Here is a 23,057-nt window from a genome sequence, read left to right on the forward strand (position 1 = left end):
TATGGCGAACATCCCCTTTCTCCCCGACCGCCTCAACCGCGAGCCCGTGGTCTGGCGCGGCCTGACCACCAGTGAGCTGTTTCTGGCACTGGCGAGCGGTCTTGGCGGCGGCTGCGCGTTCGGCATAATGCTGGCCCTGATAACCCGCTACTGGCCGTTGATCCCCGGTTCGGCGCTGACAGGTGCGGCGTTACTGATTCAGGGCGGCGGGCGCATGCTAGCCCGCGCGAAACGCGGTAAGCCCGACAGCTGGCTACCGCAGGCGATCCTCGCCTGGCTGGAGCGCCATCATCTTCGGGGTTCACAACTGGTCCAGCACAGTACCGTATGGGTAGTGCGCAGGAGTCCGCGATGAGCCGCTTTCGCCACGCGCTGGCCGAGCGCGATAACCATATCCTGACGCTGCGGGCAGTGACTGTTCTGCTGTGTCTGTGCCTGGCGGGCGTCGGCTACGGCTGGTACAGCGCGCCGCAAAAGCTCACGCTCTGGTTCCCGCCGGACCTGCGCAGCGGCAGTACCCGCCCGTGGTGGGAGGTGCCGCCCGCCAGCGTTTACGCCTTCACCTTTTATATCTTCCAGCAGCTAAACCGCTGGCCGGACAACGGCGAGGAGGACTATTCCCGTAACCTTCGTTCGCTGCGCGCCTACCTGACGCCCGCCTGCCACACCCGGCTGGAGCACGATTTCCAGGTACGGCGCAACGGCGGTGAGCTCCGCGAGCGCACACGCGGCGTGTATGAACTGCCCGGACACGGCTACAGCAGCCTGGTGCATGACGGCGATAAACACCCCGTTCCGCGCGTCGAGACCTTAAGCCGGGATGCCTGGCTGGTAACGCTCGACGTGGCAGTTGAAGAGTATTACCAGAACGAGCCGGTGAAAAAGGCGCTAGTGCGCTACCCGCTGCAGGTGATGCGCTACGCCATTGATGCGGAGAAAAATCCGTGGGGACTGGCGATCGACTGTACCGATGCTGCGCCACAGCGTCTGGTGGCAGAGGAGAAACCATGAAGCCAGTCCTCTTTGCTTTATTGTTCAGTTTCCCGGTCGTCGCCACGGAAGTGGTGCAGTGGGAAAACATCCCCCTGCCCGTCACGCTGCATATCGGGCAGGAACGGATTGTCGATGTGGGGAAAGCGGTGCGTATTGGCTATCCCGCCACGCTGGAAGGCAAAGTGCGTCTGCAAAGCGCAGGCGGTAAGGTCTTCCTGCTGGCAAATACGGCGTTCCCGTCCACCCGCATTCAACTACGAGATACCGGCAGCGGCGAGCTGATCCTGCTGGATATTCAGGCCACCCAGGGCACTTCGCCACTTGAACCCGTGCAAATTAGCTATGCGCCGCAGACGCCTACCACAGCAAAAACGTCCGTCCCGGTGACAGCATCAACCGAGCCCCTGCCCATTCTGCTGGTACGCTATGCCGCGCAGAACCTGTATGCGCCGCTGCGCACCGTCGAAGCCCTGCCCGGCGTCACGTCTGCCCCCGTCCGGCTGACGAAGCGCATCACCACCTTACTGCCACAGCAACCTGTTACCGCCATCCCGCTGGCGTCATGGCAGGTTAATGCCACCACCGTCACCGCCATCCGCCTGCAAAACCAGAGCGGACAGCGCATCACGCTCGATCCGCGCGAGCTTCAGGGGCAGTTCACCGCCGCCGCGTTCCAGCATGGCTGGCTCGGCCCGCGTGGTCTGGCAGAAGATACCACGGTGGTGTACCTGGTGACGGAAGGTCCGGTTTCCCGCGCCCTGCTGCCGGAGCCGAAACCATGATGCCGCGCCAGAGCCTCCTGCTGAAAATCCTGCTGCCTGTGATTGTCTTTCTCACTGTCTGGTTACTGCTGCGCCCAGCCAGCAAAAACACCACTGAGAAATCCCCGTCCCGCAGCGTGGCAACATTAACGCCGGAGGAACTGCGCGATCTGGGCATTGATGGAGACACGCCTGCCGATACCGTCGCCACGCTGGTCGGTCAGATGAAGCAGTACCGCCGGGAGCTTCAGGCTATCCAGAGCGATAATGAAAGCCAGCAGGCGCGCGAGAAGCGGCTGAAAGCGCAGCAGGCGACGCTGGTATCGGAGTTGCGCGGCGATATGCGCAGGCAGCAGGACCAGATGCGCGACGAGCTACTGAAAAGCCAGCGGGGATTGCTGGATAAACTCGACCGCCTGATGGCGAAACGCCCGGACGATATCCCGCCCGGTCTGGGGCTGACGCCCGGCGAACTGCCTGCCGACGTTCAACCCGATATCCGCTGGCTGGAGCCGCTGGATGCGCCTCCACTTGTGGATGAAAAGCTGCTGCGCGTCCCTCTGAAAGCGGCCGACAAACCACCGCCGAAACCTGACGTGAAGGTCTACACCCTGCCGCAGAACGCCACGCTGACCGGATCGGTGGCGATGACGGCGCTGATTGGCCGCGTGCCGCTTAACGGCACCGTCAGCGATCCCTACCCGTTTAAACTTCTGATTGGCGAGGACAACCTCACCGCCAATGGCATCGAACTGCCGGACGTGGCGGGTGCAGTGGTCTCCGGTATCGCCTCCGGCGACTGGACGCTCTCCTGTGTGCGCGGGCAAATCACCTCAATGACCTTTGTGTTCCACGACGGCACCATCCACACAGTCCCGCAGGGCGGCAAATCCGGCAACAAGCAGCAGGAGATCGGCTGGCTCTCGGATAACCAGGGGCTGCCGTGTATTCCCGGCGAGCGCAAAAGCAATGCGAAGGAGTACCTGACCTCGCAGTTCCTGCTGGCGGGTTCCGGTGCGGCGGCGCAGGCCTTCGCCAATGGCGAAAGCACCACCGTGGTGGAGGACGGCAGCATCACCAGCGCAGTGACGGGCAACAACGGCAAGTACGTGCTCGGCCAGGCCATCGGCGGCGGATTAAAAGAGACCGCCGACTGGATGAAACAGCACTACGGCCAGATGTTCGACGCGGTGTATGTGCCGCCGGGCCACAAGGTGGCGGTGCATCTCACCGAACCGCTGACCATCGACTACGAGCCGGAAGGCCGCAAAGTGAAATACCAGCAGGCCAGCACACCGGGGGGACTGGAATGAAATACACCATCCTGATACTTCTGTTTTTACTGGCCGGATGCAGCACCTCACAGGAGGAACTGATGCCGGTCGATCCTGATGCCAGCATGCTCTCGCTGTGGCAGCAGCAAAGCGGCGGCAATGCGGCTTTGCTGGATGCCCGCGCACAATTGCGCCGCCCGCCGGATGGCCCGGTGGAACAATCTGCGGCAGACACTCTCCGCAGCCAGTTTCCGCGACTGCCCAACCCGGATATGGTGTTGTACGTTTTCCCGCACCTTAACGGCAACACGCCGGTGCCTGGTTACAGCACCGTCTTCCCCTTCTACACCCGCCCGCAGTATTCATTGCCGGGCGAACGCCTGACGCCGCCATGATTGAACGGCGCGGTCTCCCGCAACAGACGCTGGACGCCAGCTACCGCAGAGGCCCGTCGTTTGTCGACTGGCTGCCGTGGGTGGAATTTTTGCCTGAATCACAGACGCTGTTGCTGGAGGATGGCCGCTCGGTAGGTGCCGTATTTGAGCTAAATCCTGTTGGTACCGAAGGCCGCTCGACGGCGTTTCTGGAACAGGTCCGCGATACCGTCACCGACGCATTGCAGGATGCCTTTGACGAGCATGAGCGCGCGCCGTGGGTGGTGCAGTTTTTCTGTCAGGATGAGGACGACAGCGAGGCGTGGCTGGCATCACTTGCAGCTTACGCCGCGCCGGAGATCCGCGACTCCGCCTTTACCCGAGAATGGCTTGCGCAGATGGCAAACCATATGACCCCCCTCACCCGCGATGAAGGGCTGTTTCTAGATAACACCGTCACCCGTACCCGCTGGCGGACAACGTGGCGGCGCACGCGGATGGTGGTCTACCGCTGGCTTCCCGCTCTTCCATCGGATGAAGCGTCGCCGGAAGAGACGCTGAATAATATCTGCGAACGCCTTACCGCCGGGCTAAAAGCGGCGGGCATAAGCGCAGTCCGTCAGAATGAGCAGGCCATTCACCGCTGGCTGGTGCGCTGGTTTAACCCCGCGCCGCCCGTTGAAGATAAAAAAGCCTTCTGGCGACAACTGGATTTACCGGAAGCGGAATCCCTGCCCGTCATCACCGATTTCGCCGAACGACTACTGACGAGCGAACCGCGCTCAGACGTGGAAAACGGTGTCTGGTGGCTGGATAACCGCCCGCATAAAGTGGTGGTGGTCGACCGCCTGCGCAAAGCGCCGCCGCCCGGCCTGCTGACCGGAGAAACCGCGCGCGGCGACGGCATCAATGCCCTGTTCGACCTGTTGCCTGCAGGCACCATCATGAACCTGACGGTGGTGGCGTATCCGCAGGACAAACTGGAGCAGCACATCATTCATCTTTCCGAACGGGCGATTGGCGACAACACCGATTCGGAATACACCCGCCGCGACTGCCACGAGGTACGCAGCTACCTGAAGGACGGACATAAGCTCTACCGCAGCACGCTGGCGTTCTACCTGCATGCGCCCGACACCGATACCCTATTTCGCCAGCAGCGCCAGCTACACAGCCTGTTGCTCAACGCCGGACTGGTGCCGGTGCAGGAGCAGCACGAAGTGGCCCCACTCAGCCACTGGCTGCGCTGGCTACCGATGTGTTTCGATCCCCTGCGCGACACGCGCGGGCTGTATACCCGACTCAACTTCGTCCAGCATATCGCCGGGCTGCTGCCGGTTTACGGACGGGAAACCGGCACCGGACATCTGGGGATTTGCTACTTTAACCGTGGCGGCGCGCCACTGTGCTTCGATCCACTGAACAAGCTGGACCGCGCCCAGAACGGCCATCTGCTGCTGCTCGGCCCGACCGGAGCGGGCAAGTCCGCCACGCTGAACGCCAAAATCGCACAACTGATGGCGCTGCATCGTCCGCGCCTGTTTATCATTGAGGCCGGGAACTCGTTTGGCCTGATGGCGGACTACGCCGCCGCCTACGGCCTGACGGTGAATAAAATCAGCCTGCGCCCCGGCTCCGGCGTCACCCTGCCGCTGTTCGCCGACGCGTGGCGACTGGTGGAACAGGCTGTCACTGATGCCGAACCGCCGGAGGACGAAGAGAGCGAGGGCGACGACAAGCGCGACGTACTGGGCGAAATGGAGATCACCGCCCGGCTGATGATCACCGGCGGCGAAGCGAAAGAGGATGCACGCCTCACCCGACCAGACAGGGCGATGATCCGTCAGGCGATTATCGCCGCCGCGCATACCTGCTACGAGGAAAAACGCCAGACGCTGACCCAGGATATCCGCGATGCACTGTTCGCCCTTTCCCGCGATGCCAGCCTGCCGGAAACCCGCCGCCAGCGGGCGTATGAGATGGCGGAATCCATCAATCTGTTCTGCGCCGGGTTTGAAGGTGAACTGTTTAACCGTGAAGGCCAGATGTGGCCGGAGGCGGACATCACCCTGGTGGATCTCGCCACCTTTGCCCGCGAAGGCTATGAAGCGCAGCTTGCCATCAGTTATATCTCGCTGATTAACCATATCAATAACCTCGGCGAGCGCGACCAGCACCTCGCCCGCCCCATCGTTAACATCACCGATGAGGCGCATATCATTACCGTCAATCCGCAGCTGGCGCGCTTTCTGACTAAGGGCTCGAAGATGTGGCGCAAACTCGGCATCTGGCTGTGGCTGGCGACCCAGAACCTAGCGGATTTTCCTGATGAGGCGAAGAAGCTGCTCAATATGATCGAGTGGTGGGAACTGCTGGTGATGCCGCCGGAGGAGATTGAGCAGGTTTGTCGGTTTAAGGCGCTGACTGATGAGCAGCGACAGTTGCTACGTTCGGCGGTGAAATCACCGGGGCAGTATACCGAGGGCGTGGTGCTCTCGCCGCGTGTGGAGGCGTTATTTCGGGTAGTGCCGCCAACGCTGTATCTGGCGCTGGCGATGACCGAAAAGCATGAGAAGGCAGAGAGGATGCGGATTATGCGAGAGACGGGGTGTAGTGAGGTGGAAGCTGCAAAAATAATGACTAAGGCCTCTTTTGCCTACCGATGATACTTCGTTTGTTTATCAATTATGATTGTAATCTTGGCAAACTCAGATTTACACTTAAATGGAAGTACCCTCTGGTAATTAAATGCTTAGTCTTAAGCCGAACTATCTCATCTTCTGTTACCTTTATATGTTTAAAACCACTTTAAATAAGCATAATATCCATGTATAAAATTGATTAAACACATAGAAAGAGTGGTTTACATGGAAATATTAGCTAAGAGCCCTGAAAATTGTAGTGCGGATGAACTGAAAGCATTTGAGGAACTCATACTCATGGGTGACGAAGTCGATCCTAACGGTCTGAAAGGCAGAATATTAAATGCTGAGCAACTTTTCTTTATCAAAGAAGATAAATATGTTGGTATTGCTGCACTTAAACGACCGAAAAAATCTTATAAATCAGGCGTTTTTTATAAAGCAGGTTTTTCTGATGAAGATAAGTATGAGTACGAAATAGGCTGGATTTATGTCATTGAAGAAAATAGAAAAAATGGATACGGTGGAGTATTAATGGATTCCATACACCAGTACATATCTAATAAAGCATCAGGTAAAGCATGCTTTGGAACTGTTCGAGAAAATAATACCGGTATGCAACGCTTATTCGCTAAGCATGGCTTCTCAAAGGCTGGCCATTCATACAACAGTGTGAGAGGGAATTATTCCCTCGTCCTATATGTGCCTCATGTGTAGTTCAAAATTTCATAGCTAAAATTGTCAAATCTATTAAATCGAGTAAGCGCGGCGATAACTAATCGCTCGCTTCACTTCCTTTCTGAGGAATATTTACTTCATAAGCATTAACCAAATCTTAAATAATCATTTAGTTACCCATAACCATAGGTAACTACAACATATTTTTAACTCCCAATAGTCCTTAAATCTTCCTATCTGGCAATCTACTATTCTGTAACAGTAAATCCGTGTATCTAATACTTAGGTCAAATCATGTTATAAATTTGCTCTCAAATAATCTTTTTCTTTGCAAAGTTAATAATATCAAGACGTTCTGATTCGGATAATGCCCAGAAAACTAGCATCAACTCCGCCAAATCATCATTTTCAGCATAAAAGTAAGCCAACGGCACCCGTAAAACTTCGGCCATTTTCTGCACAATCTCAGTTCCCGGTTCATGCACACCCTTTTCATACCGATTGATACGCGTACTGGCGACAAACTCATCAATCCCTGCAGCGATCCCCAGACTTTTTTGTGAAAGCCCACTCGCCAGTCGAGCCTGCTTCAGGCGACGGCAAAAAATATCGTTGTAATGGTTACTTGTATTCATAACTACGAGAATCGTAGTTTTTGCTTGCTGCCGATACTACGATTAACGTAGTATTACAGTGGTAGGTTAAAAGAGACCGTCTGTTAAACGTCATCTTCAGGAGAGATATTCACCATCTGACGGGATGCTTCCAGTAACCGGAGCTGCGAATCAGGGGAGAGAGCAGCGAAGTTGAGAATCAGTTCAGCAAGATTCTCATCCGAAGTGAACAGCCATGGCAGGGGGACATTCAGCACATTAGCGATACGTGCAGCGGTTTCCATATCAGGCTCATGAACACCTTTCTCGTAACGATTGAAACGGGTGCTTGCAACAGAAGGATCTACAGCCGCAGCAATCCCCACAGTAGTCTGAGAAATGTCTAAGCGCTGTCGGGCTTCTTTTAATCGACGGACGAAAATATCCCGTTGTCTGAGTCTTTTTTGCATAACTACGAGATTCGTAGTTTTTTAATGACTTAGATACTACGAAAAACGTAGCATCTGGATTAGAGAGGTAAATGGAATGACTAAAAAAGACTGGCACCCCGCCGACATCATCGCCGCCCTGCACAAGCGCGGCACCAGTCTGGCGAAACTCTCGCGGGAAGCGGGACTGGCCTCTTCGACGCTGGCGAATGCCCTGAACCGCCCGTGGCCGAAAGGAGAGTGGCTGATTGCCATTGCGCTCGACGTGCATCCGTCTGAAATCTGGCCCGGCCGTTACCTCAATTCCAGTAACAAACGTGAACCCCGTAAACCGCTTCACCCCATGACAACAACCGACAACTCCGGGACATAACGACCCGCGCTATGAGTGGCAGGACGCATTAACCAACGACACCTGACAGGAGAGTTGTTTATGCACACCGAACCACAACCATGCACCATCGCACCACTCGCAGGAGGCCGCCATGTTTCTGGTCTCCCTGGCTGAAGGCTTTATCCACCTGTTCCAGGCCGCAGGCAAAATCTTCCTCGACATGATGACGGGGCTTATCCCGATGCTTGTCTGTCTGCTGCTGGCCATCAACTTCCTGATGAAGCTGGTCGGCACCGTCAGAATGGAGAAAGTGGCCGCCCTGCTCGGCCGCTCGCGCACCCTCACCTACGGCGTGCTGCCGGTGCTCGGCTGGTTCTTTATGAGCAGCCCCGGCGCGCTCACTTTAGGCAAACTGCTACCCGAGAAGAGCAAGCCCGGCTATGAGGATGCACTCGGCACTACCGCCCATCCGCTCACCAGCCTGTTTCCCCATGTGGTGCCGTCGGAGCTGTTCGTCTGGCTTGGCGTCGCCGCCGGGGTTAAGGCGCTCGGCCTGCCCGTCACCTCGCTGGCGCTGCGCTATATCGCCGCTGCCATGCTGATTGGCCTGATTCGCGGGATTATCACCGAGTACCTGTTCCTACGGCTCAGCAAGCGGGGGAATGCGCCATGATGATTTACTGCGCACGTATTACTGCCATCGGGCTGTTTGTCGCCGACGGCCTGACCGACAAAATGCTCATCACCTTCGACAGCAATGGACCGAAGGACTGTCTGGATTACTCGCTATCGCTGGAACCGTCGTTCCGGGAAGAGAGCCTGATGATACTCCCCGGCGACCGCCTGATGCTGGCGGGCCATGATTATCTGGTGACTGCCGTCGGCAAGGGAGCACAGCAGGCGCTGTTTGAACTCGGCCACCTGACGCTGGTGTTCAACGGCGACCTGAATCCCTGCCACGTCGGTGCGGTCCATCTCTCCGGCCCGGTGCCGAAACTCCATGACCTGCACGGTAACCTGGTGATAGAGGAGGGGCGGCCATGAACACGGTACTCATTCCACCCGGTCCCGGCGGCTACGGCAAGGGGCTGTGGCTGTACGTTGGCAGCGGCAAAAAGGTGCTGTCACTGACCGGGCGGGAAATCCATCCCGTCGCGATAGAAATCGGCGCACTCACCGAATCGGAAATCGTCAACGGCTTCTCAGACATTCCTCCGGATAACGACATTCTGTGCGTGGTGATTAACTGCGCCGGGTCCCTGCGCTGCGGTCTGTATCCGCAGAAGGGCATCCCGACCATCAACGTGCTTCCCACCTGGCGCGCCGGGCCGCTGGCGCACTTTATCACCAAAGAGAACTACGTCTCCGGCGTGACGATGGAACAGCTGGTTCTGGTGGATACCGCCGAAGCCCCTGACTACAAGCCTGAAACGACTCAGGAGCCTGCGCCACGGGTTATCACCACGCTGCCACCAGCACATGGTACGGAAAAACTGGTGCACATGGTCGAGCAGACCGGCACCGCCGTCGGCCACGTTATCGCCCTGCTGTTCGCCGCCAGCCGTGAGGCGGTGGATGTGTCGCTACGCAACGTTATCCCGTTTATGGCCTTTGTCTCGCTGCTGATTGCGCTGGTGCAGGAAACCGCACTCGGCAGCCTGATTGCCCACGCCCTGACACCGCTGGCGAACTCACTGTGGGGGCTGGTGCTGCTGTCGCTTATCTGCGGCATTCCGTTCCTCTCCCCGGTGCTCGGACCGGGCGCGGCCATCTCGCAGGTGATTGGCGTGATGATAGGCACACAGATTGGCGCAGGGGCGATATCTCCGGCCTTCGCCCTGCCCGCGCTGTTTGCCATCAATGTGCAGGTCGGCTGCGACTTCGTGCCGGTCGGCCTTTCGATGCAGGAGGCGAAGCCGGAGACCATCGCGAAAGGTGTCCCTGCCTTTCTGCTCTCACGTCAGTTAACGGGGCCGCTGGCCGTCATCATTGGCTGGCTGTTTTCCCTGGGCTTATTCTGAGGACTCACTAATGAACAAAATCAGAGCCGCCGTGGTCGGCGCAGGTATCTACGGCAAACACCATATGAACGCGTACCGCCATAACCCAGACACTGTACTGGTCGCCATCTGCGAAACATATGAGGAACGCTGTGATGATCTTGCCATGGCGTACGGGATCCAGGGCTACACACGACTGGATCGGTTACTACAGCAGGAGGCTATTGATATCGTCTCGGTGGCGACACCTGACCCGTACCACACCGAATCCATCCTCACCGCCCTGCGCTACGGCAAACATGTGCTGGCGGAGAAACCGCTCGCCACCTCAGTACGCGAGTGCGAGCTTATCGTGGAGATGGCGCAGCAGCGGGACCTGCTGGTCGGCGTCGATTTCCACAAACGCTGGGACCCGGCAGTAATGCGCATTAAAGCCGAACTGGAAAATCCGGAGACCGGATGCATTTTGCGCGGCCATATCAGCATGGACGACGTGATAACGGTCCCGACGCAGTGGCTGAACTGGGCGGGCGCAAGCTCCCCGGTGTGGTTTCTCGGTTCCCACTGCTTTGACCTGGTGCGCTACCTATCCGGTCAGGAGGTTGCATCGGTGTACGCGGTAGGACAAAAACAACTGCTGGACATATGGGGGATAGACACTTATGACAGTGTACAGAGCCTGCTGACAATGGCCGACGGCAGTTCATGGGTGGTCGAGAATTCGTGGGTATTGCCGGAGGGGTTCCCAAAGGATAATGACGGACGCATTGAGATCCTCTGCGGGACGACCTGGATCCGAAGCTCTTCACAGCATCGGGGGCTGGAAATCACCACCCCGGATAAGACACTCACACCCAACAGCTACTTCATCAACTACCGCAACGGTGTCGCCAGCGGTTTCGGGATCGACCCCATCAATGACTTTGTGCGGACGGTCATACATAAAGCGCCTTACCCGGTCACCGCAGTGGACGGACTGGCGGTCAGCCGTATTTGCGAGGCGGTACACCAGAGTCTCGAAAGTCAAAAACCAGTGACATTAAAATAGTCAGCCAGCAGGGATGCTGGTATCCGCAAGCCCGTTTATTCTGTATTCCCTAAAGAATGCCGCCATTTGTTACCCTTAATTCAGCATTCATCGTTAACGCCATTAAGTATCCTGTCCCGATAGTCTTCCAACTGATGCCGTTGCAGATAGCTTTCTAACTCGTGTGCCCAGCGCGTTCCTTCGCCGAGCGTCGCGCGGCTATGGGTTGAGGCATAAAGATAGCGTGTGTCATAAAGATTAATCAGCGTCTGATTTACACCATCGATTTTGCACTTAGGATTTTTGAGCTGCTGTTCTAAAGCCCGGACAATACGGGCCCGATGGTCTTGATCGGTAGCAAAATCCCGTTCCTGCAATTCGCTGAGAACCAAAAATGAAGGTGGAATTTCTTCTGCAATCGCTGCCTGTAAACGATAATGACCATCAAGAATAACAAATGATCCCAGCCCTGCTATATACCAGACAAGTACTGGAGGCAGCGCACCCTCACGGCATTTTTTACGCCACCATTTCAACCTTCCGGTATCAGGCTGTATCGGATAACGCCCAAGTAGCAGGCTACCTCCCCACCACCAATCCACTAATCTGACTTTGTCAGGATTAACCAAATCAGGAAAATCTTCGCCATAGAGCGTCCAGCTACAGCCGATATTCCCGCTGCTTTCTGGGGCATCAAAACGCCAGCTATTTACAGGAACACGCTGTCCGGATAATTTGGGTAATGAATATTTGGCCTCCATCGGCCTTATCAGCCATCGGCGAGGAGACAGAAGAGGCACTGGCGCATTCATTAATTGCCGGGAAAAATAGCGACACCATTCACCTGTCCAGGCCCGTTCGCCTTTGCTTTTAATCCCCTCAATATCTTCAGATGTGACAGCCGGTAATAATGTCTGGCAAGCAGAATGATCGGCATTAAACACCAACCAGACACCGGAATGATCTTTCAACATTGATGCCCAGAATAATGTCTTCCCGGAGACCTGCAGCGCCATCCGCCCATACCGACCACTTAGCATTTCCATTGCCACATCGGTCCTCTGGCTGCTCTTGAGTGTCAGCTCCAGACCCTGCCAGTTATTATCGCGATCAAAAAGATCTTTCCACCAATATTGGGTCATTATCATCTTCCCTGATAAACAGAGGGTTAGTCTAAAACCTGTAAAATTGTTCAGGTAGCTATTTATACGTCAGCGTAAACGTCGCCGTCTCATTGGCGGGCCCTGCCGTCACCGCTGAAGCCGCCTGGTAATAACGCGCCTTAAGCTGAACGGTCTCCATCCCGCCATTAGGCGAAGTATAATAATCCTTTACCTGCCCGAACTGCGCCGCGCTGTTGTCCGGCGCGAAGTAAAGCTGAACCCCAACGCCCGTCGCCGCGGTACCGCCGCTTTCGGAATCAATGGCCATCACGCCTGGCGCATTCGACGCATCTTTTGTGGCATCAATTTGCACATAAATATGCGCGCTTTTATTGCAGTCCAGCACGATATTAAACGCCTTCCACTCCGTGGTGTAGCCCACACCGCTGAACTCCTGCCTGTTGTGATCGCCAAGCTGGACCGGCTCATCCACCGAGGTCACCGAGGTCACCGAGCAGGAGGCTGCAGTGACAGTGTTGGTGCCGTTAAGCGTGACGTTAGCAAAATAAAACTGGTTCACTACCGAGGCTCGCGCCAGCATACCGTCGGTTAACGTGCCACTGGTGATATCTCCCGTTTTGATAAGCTCCCTTTGATGCCATCGCCAGGAATAGATGCCCATGAGCCTCCGGCGTTGTAGGGGTAACTGCCTTCATAGGGCAGTACTTTGCCCGTTTGTGCTGCACTCAGACGTAAACCGACACCAACGAGGTTGGTATTGTAGACGCCGTTGCCATAGCCACTGAGCGTCCCCCACTGCGTCAACTCCCAGCGAGCGGTCCAGGCCTCCCTGGTGCATCCTGCAATGGCATTGCCATTGTTATAAGCACCTGTTACTGCGGTGGCGAGTACACTGCCTATCGGTGCATCACGCTGGACAACCACATTGCCGAAGTTCAGATAACCCGGCACTTCTCCGGACACGCCGCTGTAAAATGAACAACTGGCTCGGGCGATCGGAGAAACCACCAGCATCAACAGCAAGAAACATATAACTTTTCTCATGTCATTGCTCCGGTGATTTACTTGTAGCTCAGCGTGAATGTCGCTGTGGCGTTCGCCTTCCCGGCCGTGATGCTCTGCGTTGTCTGGTAATAGCGCGCCTGAAGCTGAACATATTCGTTACCACCTGATGGCGAGGTGTAGTAATACCGCTCCTGGCCGAACTGTACCGGGCTGTCTTCATAGCGATACCAGACCTGAACGCCGACACCGCTGGCATTAACGGGATCGCTGTCGAGTTTAATGACGCCGGGTACGCCTGCGTCACTATCTGCTGTGGCGTCAATACGCACATTAATTCGCGCGCCCTGAACACAACTCAGATTGATATTGAATGTCTGCCAGGCCGTTCCGGTACCCGGACCACTGAACTCACTTTTATCATGGTCGCCCAGAGGGACATTAACCGGGTTAGTGGTAACGGAGCAGGATTCAGAGGTAATGGTATTTGTGCCATTCAGGGTAACATTGGCAAAATAAAACTGGTTCGCCACAGACGCTCGCGCCAGCATACCTGTATCCAGGGTTCCGCCCGTAATATCGCCCGTTTTGATTAATTCAGCTTTAATACCATCAGCATTAATAATGACGCTGCCCGTTCCCATACTCTGGTCATAAGGAAGCAACTTTCCGGATGCAGTGTTTGTTAGCCGGAGCCCCACTCCTGCAATATTGGTGTTATAGACTTTGTTGCCCTGAGAACTCAACGAGCTCCATTTGCTCAGTTCCCAGCGATAAGTCCAGGGTTCAGAACATCCGGCAATCGCCTGCCCACCGTTATAAGTCCCGGTTGTCGCCGTAGCAAGCACGCTACCTATCGGCGCATCGCGTTGAACAGACACATTGCCAAATGTGACATAGCCGCTAATTTCTGAGGTTGCACCGCCCGTAAAGGCGCATGACGCCCAGACCATCACTGGCAGAGAAAACATGATGACACTCGTAAGGGCCACAATGTAGCGAATAAGTTTCATTCCCGACACTCCTGCTCAGTTTCCGTTACCGGCGCGTTTGCGGCATTCTCCGGCAACCGGTAATGCACCACGCACTGCTGCTTTCCGTTCCAGTTCACCGTGATATCACCTTCATCCGGGACGCCCGTCAGATACACCTGGCCGTCATCGCCAACGATACCGCTGCCGCCTTCCTTCATTTTCGCCTGAGCGCCGAACGGCACCGGCAGCCCACGGTAAAGCAGCGTCATCAGTACGCGCCGTCCGACGCGGGTGTTGAAATCCGCCATTACCACTGCGCCCTGCGTTGGCGTCACCGTCTGCACGGCGGTGTCGAGATCGACTCCATCGCCAAGCGTACTTGTGTCCAGTGCGATGCGGTTTTTCCGGTAGGCGTTGACGTACGGCACTACCGCATAGCCGCGCCAGTCGGTATAGACCCCGGTATTATTCTGCACCTTCGCGTCATCCGCCCCGGGCGCTTTCACGATGGCAAGTGAGTCACCAAGCGGCTGGGAAAGGGTGACGCCATGTGGATGGACGACAATCCCCCCTTTCAGGCCATAGTTCACCTGCTGCATATCGTCGTCATAGTTGTAGCCGCCGGTGATTTCCCCCTGCCCGCCTTTGTAGTCGGCGTTGATATTGCCGGAGCCGCCCACACCGTGGTTGGTGTAGCTCTGCTGGAGGCTGTAGCTGAGGTTGTTATCGGCAAGCGCCGTCCCATTGAGGCCCACCTGCTGGCGGGTGTCGCCGCGCTTCGCGGTGTTGACGCTGTAGCTGGCCCATGCGTTCGGCATAAAGCGGCTGAGAGGTACCTGGATGCTGAACGCCAGCTGCTGGTCGGCAGGCTGGGTGCTGTCCGGGTAATCACTGTAACTGTAGGAAACGCTGTAGCTGATACCGTTAATGTTGCCATTCCAGCCGGTGCTGAGGGTGCGCTCGTAACCGTCCTCATGCCAGTAATCCTGCTGGTAGCCGGAAACAAAGAACGAACCGTAGCTGCCGATACTCTGGGTGAGATCGAGCTGGAGTTTCTGCCGCTTGTTGTATGTCAGCCACCAGCCATCATCGCTGTCCGAGCGTAAGTCGTTTGCTTCCTGGAAGGTATAGAACCCTTCCGTGGAATAGCGGTACGCCGCCAGGGTGAAGCTGGTATCGGTGGCTTGAAAATCTTTTGAGTACTGCACCCGGTACGACTGGCCGTCGTGAGTTTCATCGTTATTCAGCGTGGTGTGGGCGGCGGTGATATCCGCGGAGACCGAACCCAGCTCGCCGAGACCAAACCCCAGCCCTGCCGCCCCGGACTGATAGTCCTCCGAGTACAATGTGCCGCCATAAATCGTGATGGCATGCGGCAGGCCGTAAATCGCCGTTATCTGGCTAAACTCCGGCTCATCGCTGTCGCTGTTGCCACTACGGTATTTCCCGGCTGTGAGGGCATACTTCAGGCGGCCTTCACGCTGCATAATCGGTACCGCCGAGAACGGCTGGACGAAGGTTCGCTCGCTGCCGTCGGCTTCTTTAATCGTCACCTCCAGATCGCCGCTGCCGGATGTCGGATAGAGATCGCTGATGGCGAAGGCCCCCGGCGCGACGTAGCTCTGGTAGATGGTGTAGCCGTTCTGCTTAATGGTGACCTGGGCGTTCGACTGCGCAATACCGCGGATGATCGGGGCAAATCCGCGCAGGCTGTCCGGCAGCATATTGTCATCCGACGCCAGTTGCGCGCCGCGAAACTGCACGCTGTCGAAGATGTCCGACGGGGTATAGCTGTCGCCGAGCGTAAGTTGCCCCTGCAGGCGCTGGATGTCCCGCTGAAGATACGTGTTCACCGAATCCCAGTGGCTGCCGTTATCCTCGTCGTAATTCCAGGTGGAATAGTTGCGCAGCCGCCACGCGCCGAGGTTCAGCCCGCTCTGCAGGTTAGCGTAGTAGTTATCATCGGAGCCATTTTCCCCGTCGCGCCAGGTATTGCTGCCGCTGAGGTTATAGTTCAGCAGCGCGGCAGGTACGCCCTCGTCCCATTCGGACGGATCCACCCAGCCGCGCGCGGTGGCGCTCATCGCCGCCTGCGGGATACTGAGGTTTAGTTGCAGTTTACTGAAACGCAGTTCGCCGGAAGCCATCGGGATATAGCGGCCAATATCCTCCAGCGGTTTGTCCGCTGGCAGTGCAGTAAGCGCAGGAAACGCGGCGGTATTCACGCCCCAGGCTTTCAGCATCGCCGGGGTTAACTGTGCGGTGAGTTTTTTATCTGCCCCGGCAACAAAGGCAATATCCTGCGCCTCGCCCTGCTGCTCGCCGTTCACATACACCGTCACCCGGTAAGTGCCCGGTAACTGGCCATCGGATTCGGAAAAGGCAGATAAGTCAACGACCGCCTGGCTCGGACTGTCCAGCTCCAGCGCGTGGGTATTGAAAGTCTCGCGGGCTTCAGCATGACGCAGGTAACCCAACAGGAGCACCATAATCAGCAACAGCGCCAGCAGGAAGATCATCAGTCGGGAATTGGGGTTATTCATATTCCCTCCTTCAGAGTTTGCGGCTTTCGGTCTGACTGACACCGCCGTAATCACTGATCGACTGCCAGGTCACCGTGGACGCCGTGGCCGATGGCAGCGTGAAGCTGACGCTGCCCTTCGGCGGCACCATATCGGCCTCTTTAATCTCCTGCCCGTCCACCTTCAGAGTGAAAAGCGTGATGTAGTAAGGCGTCGGATTGCTGACGGTGAGTCGGTTGCCGCTGCGGGCAACGGATAGGTGGTGGTAAGCCGTCTCCGGCTGTCCTTCCAGCCCCGCCGGGCGGTAAAAGAGTTTCAGGCGGGATTTCACCACCACCTGCAAAACATTGTTATGGGGCACGCTGTCGTCGGTGGCGGGAATGGACTTCACGTTCAGCCAGAACACCGATTCCCGGTCTTCAGGCAGGCTAGGCTCCCTCCGGTGCGCACAATGCGCAGGATGTTCTCTTCGCCTGGATTAATGCGAAATAACGGCGGCGTCACGATAAATGGCGTTTTACTTCCCTTCATCCCGCTGTCTACCCAGCTCTGCACCAGCCAGACGCCGGATCTATCGGGGTTGCGTATAGAAGCGGAGGTCTCTTTTTTGTCGCCGTTATAAATGATCCGTGTCCCGCCAATGACAATTCCGGCCTGTGCCTGCACGGTAAATACGGCCAGCAATAGCGCCAGCAAAATGTCTGCATACCTGTTCATCTTGTTATCTCCGGACGAAAAATACGCATCCCTGCGAAACGCTCCCTGTTATGCGGCGGCGCATGGGTAGGAGGAGGAGAATGCGCCCCGCGACGGCACAGCGTTATTTGTAAATGATGGTGAACTCAGAGGTACCGTTTGCTGTACCGGTGGTGACCGCCGGGCCTGTGGAGACATAGCGGGCGACAAAGTCGAGCGCGTTTGCGCCTTCTGCGAGGGTGTAGTCGGATGAAGCGGAGTGCAGCGGGATGGCCGTGCCGTTTTTATCTGCGATCTGGATCCCGACCCCGGTGGCGATGCCCGTGCCACTGTCCAGCGCCAGCAGGCTCTGGTCGTTGTTATCGGATGTCCCGTCAAATTTCACATTTGCACCAGTGACCGTTTCCGGGCACTCGCTCACGTTGATGGTAAATTGCGTTGGCGCCGCTCTCATCCCCTTCGCCCCGTTAAGGGCGGTCTGGGCAACATTGCCGAGGTTCACCGGTAGATTCTGGGAGCCAGTGTCGATCTTGCAGGTCTGGTCGGTAATGCTACCGGTGAAATGGATGGTACCGTCGGCGGCCATGGCATTAGCCGCCGCCAGCATAAAACACGCGCTTAACATCGTTTTTTTCATGTGTTTCTCCTTGATGAAAGAACATTCGGGACTCGGCCCCGCATCACTCTGGCGGTGAAAAAATCTGCGTTAGACTTTCCCGTTAGTGCCAGAGTGGTGAGTTCAGGAGAAAATGATGTGAAAGAAGAGAATGAGAAATAAAATGCCATCGGGAGAGGAACTGAGCTTGCAGAATGGCATAAAACAGTAAGGCGGTGAGCAAATGAAAACTGGCAACGTGGACGACTCACGCACGTTGCCAGCAGGGTACCAAAGGCGTGTTAAGCTGCACTTTTTCGGAATAGTTATTTTAAAACAGAGAGATAGTCCGTTATCAAAAGGGGTCTCAGAAAAATTTTGACACTTTGCTAAATTTTTCTGATACTACTTTACATTCTGGCACTAATTGTGTGGTTTTCTCTCACATTTCCCCAGACATTCATAAATCTCTGCGTATTTGTCGCCGTATAAATAACCGTATGCCGGATGTTCCGGTGCCCCAGATAATCCTGTATCAAACGCGTATCACGTCCCAGGTCCGCCAGCGCGTAGCCGCATCCGTGCCTCAGCATATGGGGATATGCGGAAATGCTGACGCCGCCCAGTTCGCCATAACGTCTGAGCAATAACCTGACCTGGTGGCGCGACAACGGGCCTCCTTTCTGCGACAGAAAAAGCCAGTCGCTGTCTGCCTCCCGCCAGCGGCGGCGCACCTTCAGCCAGCGCATCAACGCGGGCAGTTCAGCATCAAACAGCGGATGCTGCGTTGAGAGACTGTTTTTAAGCCGTCGGACATAGACCGAACGCCCGACCAAATCGATATCCGACAGGCGCATCCCACACAGTTCACTGACCCGCAGACCGTGTAAAAAACACATCTGAATCAGGCAGTAATCACGCTCAAAATGGATCCCTTTGTCCGCTGCAAGCAGTATCTGTCCCACTTCATGGCGAGTCAGATGTTTTCGTTTTACTGGCATAAGCCTTGCTCCTTAAACACAATAAAAAATGAAGAAAAAAACAGGCCGGAACCACTTTCGTAGCCCGGCCTGAACCACAGAATAACACCAGAAAGCCCGGCAAAGGTTGATGACAGACTTAACAATTTTCACGGGCTGGTTCCAGTTTTCAGCAGCGATCGTATGAGCATTGCGCTACACCCGGCAGAAGAAAACTCTGTTGCCGGAGGCGTTATGCCAGACCGCTTTCCTCTTCTGCTGCCCCTGATGCTATGCGCCGCTTTCCCGCTCAGAGCCATTACCACGCCGGAAATTGCCGCTTCCGCCCTGTCGCCGGACTGCGTGAACTACAGGGTTGTCGGCCTGTGCTACTGGCTCTATTGCACGCCGTTCGGCTGTACGGTGCGCACGTCGGTGAAGGTCAGTCATTTCCGCCCGGATCTGGTGGTGTCGGCTTACAGCAACACCGGGCAGAATCCGTGGGCGGAGATGTCGTTACTCAGACCACCGTTGCCCGGTGTTGCAGAAGGCGGCGGCGATACTAATCCTCGTTCTGCCAGCCAGCACAGCAAGATTCGCTTTAAGAATGCCGATGCTATCGGCTTCCCGGCAGGCGATGAACTGGCAAAATTTTTCACCCAGTTTGGCTATATCTGCTCGCCTTCATCGCAGCCTTTTGAACCGTACTTTCTGAGTCAACTCGATACGCTGGCATGGCGCAGCGGTGTGCCGGAAATGACATACCCGGAGGCGCTGACGCCGGGCATGCGGGAAGTCGGTCAGAACGGCGATATGTGGGGCAATATCTACCCGCGCGCCGGAGCCATCAGCCAGACGCACGACTATAAAGCCGCCGCCGTTATCGCCCAGCGCGCGGCCGATCTGGTGACGCGTACCGGGCAACCGCATATCTACACGCCACTGACCGCCTCATCCCGCGCCGGATACTGGCCGCCCACACCGATTATCGAAGGTGACAGCGATAACCATCGCTGGCAAATGCTCACGCCGAAAAAATCCGCCGCCTGTTCGGTGTTCCCGGATGGCAGCGCCACCGACACCTACGCCGACAAGCTGGCGGAGGATGGCGCGTACGCCTGGACGCTGTGGCGGCCTTACAAATGCTGTCCGCGCCGGGGGCAAACCTTCCTCGGCAGTACGGGTTAACGGAGGCGGTGATGAGAGTTCTTTACCTGGTCTTAATGTTTTTCGCCTGGGTTTGCGTGGCGGCAGACGACTACAGCTTCCGCACGCGAGGCGCGGTTGACGACCTGCTTTACTATCAGATAGGCGGCGAGGCAGTCATGCCGCCTCCGGTACGCCGCAGCCCCTCGCCGCTCAGCGTGGGCATTGGCTGGAACGCCGATATGATGTGCGGCAATTTCGACATCGACACCACGGTGCGCAACCAGCTAAACGGCATCACCGATGGCTTCCAGCAACTGATGGGTAACGTTATCCAGAGCGCCACTGGCGCGGTTGCCAGCCTGCCCGCGATGATTATCCAGCGCGCCAATCCGCAGCTTTATGATCTGCTGACCAACGGCGTGCTGCAGGGACGGCTGGATTTTGATAAATCGCTGCTGAACTGCCAGAAAATGGCGGAGAAGATGACCGATTTAGCGACAGATTCCGCCTGGTTTTCCGGAGCCAAAGCGGAGAATTACCAGTCCCTCGCCGCCAGCGATAATGACACCATTCGCACCGACCAGAAAGCGGCAAAAGAGGCCGCCGAAAAGGGTAAACGCTGGGTGGGTGGCGAAAAGCGAGGCGGCAAAGGCCAGCCGCCGATTAAGGTAGTCCATGACGCCACCGCCGCAGGCTGGAATATCCTCAACCAGCAGCCCGCTACCAGCACCACGTCTCTTACCTCCTCCGAATGCGACGGGGAACTTTGTAGCACCTGGACATCCCCCGAAGAGGCCGCCGAATGGACGACCCGCGTTGTCGGCGAGCAGATCATTAGCGTGGCGCAGACCACCGACGATCCGGATGCACGTTCCGGCGCGCAGGCGGGGATCGGCCTGCATCCGCTGATCGACGAAGAAAAGGCAAAGATCCTGCCCCTTCTGACGGATCTGGTTAACGCCAGTCAGAAACCCGGCTTCGACAATCTGGCGAAAACCTCTGGCGGATCCATGCAACTGACCCGCGGCGTGGTCGAGGCGCTGCGCGACGACCCGGACGTTGCCGTCCTCACCGAACGGCTGGCGGGAGAGCTGGCGCTGGCCCGCATTACCGAGCAGGCGCTGCTGGCCCGGCGCACGCTGCTCGCGGGCATGCGCGAACCGAATATCGCCAACGTCAAAGAAGCGCAGGACAGCTTAGGCAAAACCACCGCCCAACTGGATGAAGAGCTGAGCCAGCTGAAGCTGGAACTCGATTTCCGCCAGGCGCTGACGCGCAATACCGCCAGCCAGATCCTACAACGCAAACAGCAGCGCGATCAGCTTCAGGGACAGGCGGTGGAGGTGCAGGACGATAGCGATCGCCGCCTGCACAACCTCAATAATCCGCAGCCGGACAGTCCGCGATGACCGCCAACAGCTATTTCGAGTACGTACTTACCCTGCTCGGCTGGCTGGTGAACAACGGCGTGTGGCAGACGCTGACCGCCACCGGGCTATTCGCCCTGCCTCTGCTGGCAAAACTGGTTGCCCTGTGGCTGAAAGCGCGTGGTCAGGGGGCGGACGAAGGCAATGTCGCCCGCCTGTTGGTCGTCTGGGTGGAACACTCGCTCTACAGCGCCCTGCTGGTGATCCTCTTCGCGGGCGTGCCGTTCCTCAATGTCGATATCAATACCCTCGCCTACGACAGCCAGCGTACGAAGCAATGCGGCTGGTCGGTGATGCAACCCGGCGATTCCGGCTATGCGCCACTGATCAACGAACTTAGCGGCCAGAGCGCGTCCGTTCCGGTGTGGTGGTACTTCACTCATGCGTTGGGCAAAGGTATCACCAGCGCCGCCGTCGCGGTGCTGCCCTGCAAACCGGACCTGCGCCAGCTGCGCTTTGAGGTGCAACACACCCGGATCGCCGATCCAGCACTGGCGCAGGAACTACAAGATTTCGTTAACGGCTGCTATGGGCCGTCGCGCGCACGCCTCAAGCGGTTGGGCAGTGATATCAGTGAGGAGCAAAGCCGGGAGGTGGACTGGGTGGGATCGTCTTTTTATCTCTCCACGCCGGGCTATTACGACCACGATCATTCCCGTTCGCCCCGCGCCGCCTGGCCTTATGACGCCAGCCGTGATGATGGCCTGAGCGATATGGGTGGCGGTGGCTATCCAGCGTGTAAGGAGTGGTGGTCCGATGGCGATTCGGGGCTGAAAAACCGCTTGCTGAAGCAGGTCGATACCACGCTCTGGCAGCAACTACAAAAACTTGGGCAGTCTAAAGAGGAGTATGAAGAAGCGGTACTGCGCTCGCTGGTGAGCCCGCGCAATATGCAGGTATCGCAGGGTGGGCTGGTGTACAACGGGTTTGGCGGGAGTGCGGGAGATAATCTCAGCCAGACGCAGTTGCTCAGCCGCGTCGGCGGGATCATCGGCGCGGGGCTTTCGAGCTACGCTCTTTTTCCGGCATTTGATAACGTCCGTCAGGCGCTGCCGATGGTGCAGGCGTTTCTCGAAATGGCGCTGGTGATTTGTATTCCGGTGATCCTGCTGTTCTCGGCATGGGATCTTAAAGCGGTCATCACGCTAAGCTTTGTGCAGTTCGCCCTGTTCTTCCTCACCTTCTGGTGGGAACTGGCACGCTGGCTGGATAACTGGCTGATGCAGATGATGTACGACAGCGACACCCACTCGTACTTCAACCTCTGGGGCCTGCAAAACACCTCCGACGATCTGATTGTGAATATTATTATGGGCGTGATGTTCCTGGTGTTACCCGCATTCTGGCTGGGCGCGCTGACGTGGGCAGGCGTCAGGATCGGCACAGCAGTCGCTGGGGTGATGGGCAGCGCTGTCGGTGATATCCGCAGCGCTGGCGAACAGGTCGGGAAAATGATCGTCAGTAAAACGCGTTTACCGTAGATA

The 23,057-nt window shown here is 56.9% G+C and carries 24 protein-coding genes and 1 pseudogene; 15 read left to right on the forward strand and 10 right to left on the reverse strand.

Translation table 11 applies throughout. The features are described from left to right. Position 1: 1 nt before the first annotated feature. The 7 genes from J4614_RS08220 (at position 2) to J4614_RS08250 (ending at position 6,761) form a co-directional block, all read left to right on the forward strand. Positions 2-355, forward strand: coding sequence for a TIGR03750 family conjugal transfer protein (locus J4614_RS08220; RefSeq protein ID WP_138019726.1), 354 nt, complete (start codon positions 2-4; stop codon positions 353-355). Then, entirely contained in the window at positions 352-1,011 is a 660-nt protein-coding gene (locus tag J4614_RS08225; protein WP_138019727.1) for a PFL_4703 family integrating conjugative element protein, read from the forward strand. The genes J4614_RS08220 and J4614_RS08225 overlap by 4 nt, the downstream gene beginning before the upstream one ends. Further along, a complete protein-coding gene (locus J4614_RS08230; protein WP_094888292.1) occupies positions 1,008-1,775 on the forward strand; it encodes a TIGR03749 family integrating conjugative element protein in 768 nt (255 codons plus the stop codon). The genes J4614_RS08225 and J4614_RS08230 overlap by 4 nt, the downstream gene beginning before the upstream one ends. Beyond that, positions 1,772-3,067, forward strand: a complete 1,296-nt coding sequence (locus J4614_RS08235; RefSeq protein WP_138019728.1) for a TIGR03752 family integrating conjugative element protein — start codon at positions 1,772-1,774, stop codon at positions 3,065-3,067. The genes J4614_RS08230 and J4614_RS08235 overlap by 4 nt, the downstream gene beginning before the upstream one ends. Beyond that, a complete protein-coding gene (locus J4614_RS08240; RefSeq protein WP_138019729.1) occupies positions 3,064-3,423 on the forward strand; it encodes a TIGR03751 family conjugal transfer lipoprotein in 360 nt (119 codons plus the stop codon). The genes J4614_RS08235 and J4614_RS08240 overlap by 4 nt, the downstream gene beginning before the upstream one ends. Then, positions 3,420-6,068 (forward strand): conjugative transfer ATPase, encoded by a 2,649-nt coding sequence (locus J4614_RS08245; protein WP_208293132.1) that lies wholly within the window; start codon positions 3,420-3,422, stop codon positions 6,066-6,068. Before J4614_RS08240 ends, J4614_RS08245 begins: the two co-directional genes overlap by 4 nt. 201 nt (positions 6,069-6,269) lie before the next feature. Then, complete coding sequence (locus J4614_RS08250; RefSeq protein ID WP_138019731.1) at positions 6,270-6,761, forward strand: GNAT family N-acetyltransferase; 492 nt, start codon at positions 6,270-6,272, stop codon at positions 6,759-6,761. Between the two features lie 272 nt (positions 6,762-7,033). Here the strand turns inward: J4614_RS08250 and J4614_RS08255 are convergent, their stop codons facing one another. Both J4614_RS08255 and J4614_RS22255 read right to left on the reverse strand, forming a co-directional pair. Beyond that, a complete protein-coding gene (locus J4614_RS08255) occupies positions 7,034-7,357 on the reverse strand; it encodes a helix-turn-helix transcriptional regulator (protein ID WP_138019732.1) in 324 nt (107 codons plus the stop codon). Positions 7,358-7,440: 83 nt separating this feature from the next. After that, positions 7,441-7,785: a helix-turn-helix transcriptional regulator gene (locus J4614_RS22255; RefSeq protein WP_138019733.1), complete on the reverse strand. Its 345-nt coding sequence runs from the start codon at positions 7,783-7,785 to the stop codon at positions 7,441-7,443. A 76-nt stretch (positions 7,786-7,861) separates the two neighbouring features. Here J4614_RS22255 and J4614_RS08265 point away from each other — a divergent pair, with 76 nt between their 5' ends. The 5 genes from J4614_RS08265 (at position 7,862) to J4614_RS08285 (ending at position 11,146) form a co-directional block, all read left to right on the forward strand. Beyond that, on the forward strand, positions 7,862-8,137 hold the full coding sequence (locus J4614_RS08265) for a helix-turn-helix transcriptional regulator (RefSeq protein WP_138019734.1): 276 nt from the start codon (positions 7,862-7,864) through the stop codon (positions 8,135-8,137). 112 nt (positions 8,138-8,249) lie between these two features. Then, positions 8,250-8,771: a PTS glucitol/sorbitol transporter subunit IIC gene (locus J4614_RS08270; RefSeq protein WP_138019735.1), complete on the forward strand. Its 522-nt coding sequence runs from the start codon at positions 8,250-8,252 to the stop codon at positions 8,769-8,771. Next, complete coding sequence (locus J4614_RS08275) at positions 8,768-9,142, forward strand: PTS glucitol/sorbitol transporter subunit IIA (RefSeq protein WP_032649173.1); 375 nt, start codon at positions 8,768-8,770, stop codon at positions 9,140-9,142. Before J4614_RS08270 ends, J4614_RS08275 begins: the two co-directional genes overlap by 4 nt. Then, entirely contained in the window at positions 9,139-10,119 is a 981-nt protein-coding gene (locus J4614_RS08280; protein WP_094888286.1) for a PTS glucitol/sorbitol transporter subunit IIB, read from the forward strand. The genes J4614_RS08275 and J4614_RS08280 overlap by 4 nt, the downstream gene beginning before the upstream one ends. Positions 10,120-10,129: 10 nt before the next feature. Further along, positions 10,130-11,146: a Gfo/Idh/MocA family oxidoreductase gene (locus tag J4614_RS08285; protein ID WP_094888285.1), complete on the forward strand. Its 1,017-nt coding sequence runs from the start codon at positions 10,130-10,132 to the stop codon at positions 11,144-11,146. A gap of 80 nt (positions 11,147-11,226) precedes the next feature. Here J4614_RS08285 and J4614_RS08290 read toward each other — a convergent pair whose 3' ends face one another. The 8 genes and pseudogenes from J4614_RS08290 to J4614_RS08320 form a co-directional block, all read right to left on the reverse strand. Further along, entirely contained in the window at positions 11,227-12,267 is a 1,041-nt protein-coding gene (locus tag J4614_RS08290; protein WP_138019736.1) for a ParB/Srx family N-terminal domain-containing protein, read from the reverse strand. A 58-nt stretch (positions 12,268-12,325) separates the two neighbouring features. Then, positions 12,326-12,910 (reverse strand): fimbrial protein, encoded by a 585-nt coding sequence (locus J4614_RS22050; RefSeq protein ID WP_238075546.1) that lies wholly within the window; start codon positions 12,908-12,910, stop codon positions 12,326-12,328. After that, positions 12,838-13,293, reverse strand: a complete 456-nt coding sequence (locus tag J4614_RS22055) for a hypothetical protein (RefSeq protein WP_237118355.1) — start codon at positions 13,291-13,293, stop codon at positions 12,838-12,840. Before J4614_RS22055 ends, J4614_RS22050 begins: the two co-directional genes overlap by 73 nt. A 17-nt stretch (positions 13,294-13,310) precedes the next feature. After that, a complete protein-coding gene (locus tag J4614_RS08300; RefSeq protein ID WP_237118352.1) occupies positions 13,311-14,264 on the reverse strand; it encodes a fimbrial protein in 954 nt (317 codons plus the stop codon). After that, positions 14,261-16,768 carry a fimbria/pilus outer membrane usher protein gene (locus J4614_RS08305; protein ID WP_138019737.1) on the reverse strand — a complete coding sequence of 836 codons (2,508 nt, stop codon included), beginning with the start codon at positions 16,766-16,768 and terminating at the stop codon, positions 14,261-14,263. Before J4614_RS08305 ends, J4614_RS08300 begins: the two co-directional genes overlap by 4 nt. Positions 16,769-16,778: 10 nt before the next feature. Continuing rightward, positions 16,779-17,464 (reverse strand): annotated as a pseudogene (locus J4614_RS08310) (molecular chaperone). Positions 17,465-17,567: 103 nt separating this feature from the next. Beyond that, positions 17,568-18,080 carry a fimbrial protein gene (locus J4614_RS08315; RefSeq protein ID WP_009654430.1) on the reverse strand — a complete coding sequence of 171 codons (513 nt, stop codon included), beginning with the start codon at positions 18,078-18,080 and terminating at the stop codon, positions 17,568-17,570. A 368-nt stretch (positions 18,081-18,448) separates the two neighbouring features. Further along, positions 18,449-19,039 (reverse strand): tyrosine-type DNA invertase, encoded by a 591-nt coding sequence (locus J4614_RS08320; RefSeq protein WP_094888282.1) that lies wholly within the window; start codon positions 19,037-19,039, stop codon positions 18,449-18,451. Between the two features lie 213 nt (positions 19,040-19,252). Between J4614_RS08320 and J4614_RS08325 the strand changes: the two genes are divergently transcribed. The 3 genes from J4614_RS08325 to J4614_RS08335 are packed head-to-tail and all read left to right on the forward strand — an operon-like array spanning position 19,253 to position 23,054. Further along, positions 19,253-20,185, forward strand: a complete 933-nt coding sequence (locus tag J4614_RS08325) for a TIGR03756 family integrating conjugative element protein (RefSeq protein ID WP_237118364.1) — start codon at positions 19,253-19,255, stop codon at positions 20,183-20,185. Positions 20,186-20,196: 11 nt separating this feature from the next. Next, entirely contained in the window at positions 20,197-21,555 is a 1,359-nt protein-coding gene (locus J4614_RS08330; RefSeq protein ID WP_138019738.1) for an integrating conjugative element protein, read from the forward strand. Then, positions 21,552-23,054, forward strand: a complete 1,503-nt coding sequence (locus J4614_RS08335; RefSeq protein WP_094888280.1) for a conjugal transfer protein TraG N-terminal domain-containing protein — start codon at positions 21,552-21,554, stop codon at positions 23,052-23,054. The genes J4614_RS08330 and J4614_RS08335 overlap by 4 nt, the downstream gene beginning before the upstream one ends. Positions 23,055-23,057: the final 3 nt, after the last annotated feature.

This window comes from Salmonella sp. 32031103-2018-00083-FB-01-SM-01 (assembly GCF_017571995.1).
Lineage (GTDB): Bacteria > Pseudomonadota > Gammaproteobacteria > Enterobacterales > Enterobacteriaceae > Salmonella > Salmonella enterica.

What these genes read in the sequence shown, in the direction of transcription:
- J4614_RS08220 (WP_138019726.1), top strand. Translation starts at nt 2, where the DNA reads ATGGCGAACATCCCCTTTCTCCCCGACCGCCTCAACCGCGAGCCCGTG.
- J4614_RS08225 (WP_138019727.1), top strand. Translation starts at nt 352, where the DNA reads ATGAGCCGCTTTCGCCACGCGCTGGCCGAGCGCGATAACCATATCCTG.
- J4614_RS08230 (WP_094888292.1), top strand. Translation starts at nt 1,008, where the DNA reads ATGAAGCCAGTCCTCTTTGCTTTATTGTTCAGTTTCCCGGTCGTCGCC.
- J4614_RS08235 (WP_138019728.1), top strand. Translation starts at nt 1,772, where the DNA reads ATGATGCCGCGCCAGAGCCTCCTGCTGAAAATCCTGCTGCCTGTGATT.
- J4614_RS08240 (WP_138019729.1), top strand. Translation starts at nt 3,064, where the DNA reads ATGAAATACACCATCCTGATACTTCTGTTTTTACTGGCCGGATGCAGC.
- J4614_RS08245 (WP_208293132.1), top strand. Translation starts at nt 3,420, where the DNA reads ATGATTGAACGGCGCGGTCTCCCGCAACAGACGCTGGACGCCAGCTAC.
- J4614_RS08250 (WP_138019731.1), top strand. Translation starts at nt 6,270, where the DNA reads ATGGAAATATTAGCTAAGAGCCCTGAAAATTGTAGTGCGGATGAACTG.
- J4614_RS08255 (WP_138019732.1), bottom strand. Translation starts at nt 7,357, where the DNA reads ATGAATACAAGTAACCATTACAACGATATTTTTTGCCGTCGCCTGAAG.
- J4614_RS22255 (WP_138019733.1), bottom strand. Translation starts at nt 7,785, where the DNA reads ATGCAAAAAAGACTCAGACAACGGGATATTTTCGTCCGTCGATTAAAA.
- J4614_RS08265 (WP_138019734.1), top strand. Translation starts at nt 7,862, where the DNA reads ATGACTAAAAAAGACTGGCACCCCGCCGACATCATCGCCGCCCTGCAC.
- J4614_RS08270 (WP_138019735.1), top strand. Translation starts at nt 8,250, where the DNA reads ATGTTTCTGGTCTCCCTGGCTGAAGGCTTTATCCACCTGTTCCAGGCC.
- J4614_RS08275 (WP_032649173.1), top strand. Translation starts at nt 8,768, where the DNA reads ATGATGATTTACTGCGCACGTATTACTGCCATCGGGCTGTTTGTCGCC.
- J4614_RS08280 (WP_094888286.1), top strand. Translation starts at nt 9,139, where the DNA reads ATGAACACGGTACTCATTCCACCCGGTCCCGGCGGCTACGGCAAGGGG.
- J4614_RS08285 (WP_094888285.1), top strand. Translation starts at nt 10,130, where the DNA reads ATGAACAAAATCAGAGCCGCCGTGGTCGGCGCAGGTATCTACGGCAAA.
- J4614_RS08290 (WP_138019736.1), bottom strand. Translation starts at nt 12,267, where the DNA reads ATGACCCAATATTGGTGGAAAGATCTTTTTGATCGCGATAATAACTGG.
- J4614_RS22050 (WP_238075546.1), bottom strand. Translation starts at nt 12,910, where the DNA reads ATGGGCATCTATTCCTGGCGATGGCATCAAAGGGAGCTTATCAAAACG.
- J4614_RS22055 (WP_237118355.1), bottom strand. Translation starts at nt 13,293, where the DNA reads ATGAGAAAAGTTATATGTTTCTTGCTGTTGATGCTGGTGGTTTCTCCG.
- J4614_RS08300 (WP_237118352.1), bottom strand. Translation starts at nt 14,264, where the DNA reads ATGAAACTTATTCGCTACATTGTGGCCCTTACGAGTGTCATCATGTTT.
- J4614_RS08305 (WP_138019737.1), bottom strand. Translation starts at nt 16,768, where the DNA reads ATGAATAACCCCAATTCCCGACTGATGATCTTCCTGCTGGCGCTGTTG.
- J4614_RS08315 (WP_009654430.1), bottom strand. Translation starts at nt 18,080, where the DNA reads ATGAAAAAAACGATGTTAAGCGCGTGTTTTATGCTGGCGGCGGCTAAT.
- J4614_RS08320 (WP_094888282.1), bottom strand. Translation starts at nt 19,039, where the DNA reads ATGCCAGTAAAACGAAAACATCTGACTCGCCATGAAGTGGGACAGATA.
- J4614_RS08325 (WP_237118364.1), top strand. Translation starts at nt 19,253, where the DNA reads ATGCCAGACCGCTTTCCTCTTCTGCTGCCCCTGATGCTATGCGCCGCT.
- J4614_RS08330 (WP_138019738.1), top strand. Translation starts at nt 20,197, where the DNA reads ATGAGAGTTCTTTACCTGGTCTTAATGTTTTTCGCCTGGGTTTGCGTG.
- J4614_RS08335 (WP_094888280.1), top strand. Translation starts at nt 21,552, where the DNA reads ATGACCGCCAACAGCTATTTCGAGTACGTACTTACCCTGCTCGGCTGG.